This is a genomic window from Pseudoxanthobacter sp., from assembly GCF_036822375.1.
GTDB lineage: Bacteria > Pseudomonadota > Alphaproteobacteria > Rhizobiales > Segnochrobactraceae > Pseudoxanthobacter.
In genome coordinates this window covers 1-2,545 of record NZ_DAISHT010000336.1, presented here as the reverse complement: position 1 = coordinate 2,545, position 2,545 = coordinate 1, and the positions used below count along the sequence as shown (strand labels likewise).

Annotated in this window: 2 protein-coding genes; both read left to right on the top strand. The window is 66.2% G+C overall.

Annotated features, from left to right (window positions below; genetic code table 11):
- A partial coding sequence (gene rnpA, locus V7067_RS17325) for a ribonuclease P protein component (RefSeq protein WP_334177132.1) occupies positions 1-461 on the top strand: 461 nt, incomplete at its 5' end.
- The gene (gene yidC, locus V7067_RS17320; RefSeq protein WP_334177131.1) at positions 458-2,314 is read left to right on the top strand and encodes a membrane protein insertase YidC; all 1,857 of its coding nucleotides are present in this window, start codon (positions 458-460) and stop codon (positions 2,312-2,314) included. The genes rnpA and yidC, both read left to right, overlap by 4 nt.
- Positions 2,315-2,545 lie beyond the last annotated feature (231 nt).

The window sequence follows — 2,545 nt, the reverse complement described above, 5'->3', positions numbered from 1 at the left end:
CGGCGGCCAAAGGCGCCCGCACCGAGCGGCGCGCTTTTGTGATTCAGGGCCTCCGGCGGAATGCCGCGACCGCCCGCTGCGAAGATGCAGCGGTGCGCTTCGGCTTCACCGTTACCAAGAAGACCGGCAACGCCGTCGAGCGCAACCGCATCAAGCGGCGGCTGCGCGCGGCGGCGCTTGCGTGCGCGCAGGCGGCGCGGCCGGGGTGCGACTATGTGCTCATCGCGCGCCGGCCGGCACTTTCACTTGCTTTCAGCGATCTGGTGGCAGAGCTTGCAGGCGGCCTCGCCCGCCTCGACCGGTCACTGACCCCGAGACCGTCGACACCAAGACCGTCGACCCCGAGACCGTCCGGCGCCGGGCGACCGCATTCCGGGCCGCCGGAATCCGCCCCGCCTGCCGGCCATGCCGCCCCCGCTGCGGCCCAAGCCTCTCAGCCCCCGTCCGGGACCAGCCGATGACCGAAAACAAGAACGTCCTCATCGCCATTGCCCTGTCATTCCTCGTGATCGTCGGCTGGCAGTTCTTCTACGCCGGCCCCAAGGAAGAAGCGGCGCGGAAGGCGGCCCAGATCGAGGCGAGCCAGAAGCCGAAGGAGGCTTCCACCGCCCCGACCCCCGGGGCCAGGGGCGCAAGCGGCGTGCCGAGCGAAGGCGGCGCCGCCACCGGCAGCCGCGAGGCGGTGCTGGCGTCAAGCCCGCGCGCCGTCATCGACACGCCCGCCATCATCGGCTCGGTCAACCTGAAGGGCGCGCGCCTCGACGACATCCGCCTCAAGGGCTACCGCGAGACGGTGAGCCCGACGAGCCCGCTCATCACGCTGTTTTCGCCCTCCGGGGCGCCGGATGCCTATTATGCCGAGTTCGGCTTCGTCGGCGATGCCGGCGCCAGGCTCGCCCTGCCGGGCCCGGACACGCTGTGGACCGCGGAAGGCGGAGAAGGCGCGAAGCTGACCCCGGCGACGCCGCTGGTGCTGACGTGGGACAACGGTGCCGGCCTCACCTTCCGCCGCACCTTCACCGTCGACGACCACTACATGTTCAAGGTGGTGCAGTCGGTCACCAATTCCGGCAAGGATCCGGCCGTGCTCTACGGCTACAGCCTGATCTCCCGCCACGGCCTGCCGCCGACCTCCGGCTACTACATCCTGCATGAAGGCCTGCTCGGCGTGTTCGGCGACGAAGGCCTGAAGGAAGTCAAGTACAAGACCCTTGAGGAAGACGGCGCCATCCGCCCCGGCACCTTCAAGAGCGGCTGGCTCGGCATCACCGACAAGTACTGGGCCGCGACCCTCATCCCGCAGGACGGCAAGCCCTTCCAGCCGAGCTTCAACTATTTCAACAAGGACGGCCACCAGAGCTTCCAGGCCGACGTGCTGGGCGATGCCATCAGCCTCGCCCCGGGCGCCAGCGCCGACGTGGAGACGCGCCTGTTCGCCGGCGCCAAGGTGGTGTCGGTCATCGACAACTACCAGGACACCCTGAAGCTCAACCGCTTCGACCTGCTGATCGACTGGGGCTGGTTCTACTTCCTGACGAAGCCGATGTTCTTCGTCATCGACTTCTTCTACAAGCTCGTCGGCAATTTCGGCGTCGCCATCCTGCTGGTGACGGTGTCCGTGAAGCTGATCTTCTTCCCGCTGGCCAACAAGTCCTACGTCTCGATGAGCAAGATGAAGCTCATCCAGCCTGAACTGACGGCAATGCGCGAGCGTTACAAAGACGACCGCGTTAAGCAGCAGCAGGCGATGATGGAGCTTTACAAGAAGGAGAAGATCAATCCGCTGGCGGGCTGTCTGCCGATCGCCATCCAGATTCCGGTGTTCTTCTCGCTCTATAAAGTGCTGTTCATCACCATCGAGATGCGGCATGCGCCGTTCTTCGGCTGGATCCACGATCTGGCGGCCCCGGACCCGACCACCATCTTCAACCTGTTCGGTCTCATTCCCTGGACGCCGCCGCACTTCCTGATGATCGGCGTGTGGCCCATCATCATGGGCATCACGATGTTCCTGCAGATGAAGCTGAACCCGACCCCGCCCGATCCGGCGCAGGCGATGGTGTTCAACTGGATGCCGGTGATCTTCACCTTCATGCTGGGCGGCTTCCCGGCGGGTCTGGTGATCTACTGGGCGTGGAACAACACGCTGTCGGTGGCGCAGCAGTCGTTCATCATGCACCGTCAGGGCGTGAAGGTGGAACTGTGGGGCAACGTGCTGGGCACCTTCCAGCGCAAGGCAAAGGGGGATCAGCCGGCCGGAACCGCGAGTGGCAAAGGCACCCCCGGCAAATCGGGCTCCGCGAAGCCGAAATAACGCCCGTTCCGTCCGGAACCGGCAGATTGACCGGAGGGCGGCCATGGTGCCGCCCTTTGGTGTTGTCAGAGTGCCTTTCGCCGACCGCCGGGGCGGCACGCAGAGCGCCCGGCCGCCGCACTTTCCCGCGGCCGGCCCTGCCGGCCGGAAGCGCCTGAAGGCGCCGCTGTCCTGACGGCGCCTTTATCCTGAAGGCGCCTGCACCTGAAAATGTCTGCACCTGAAGACGAG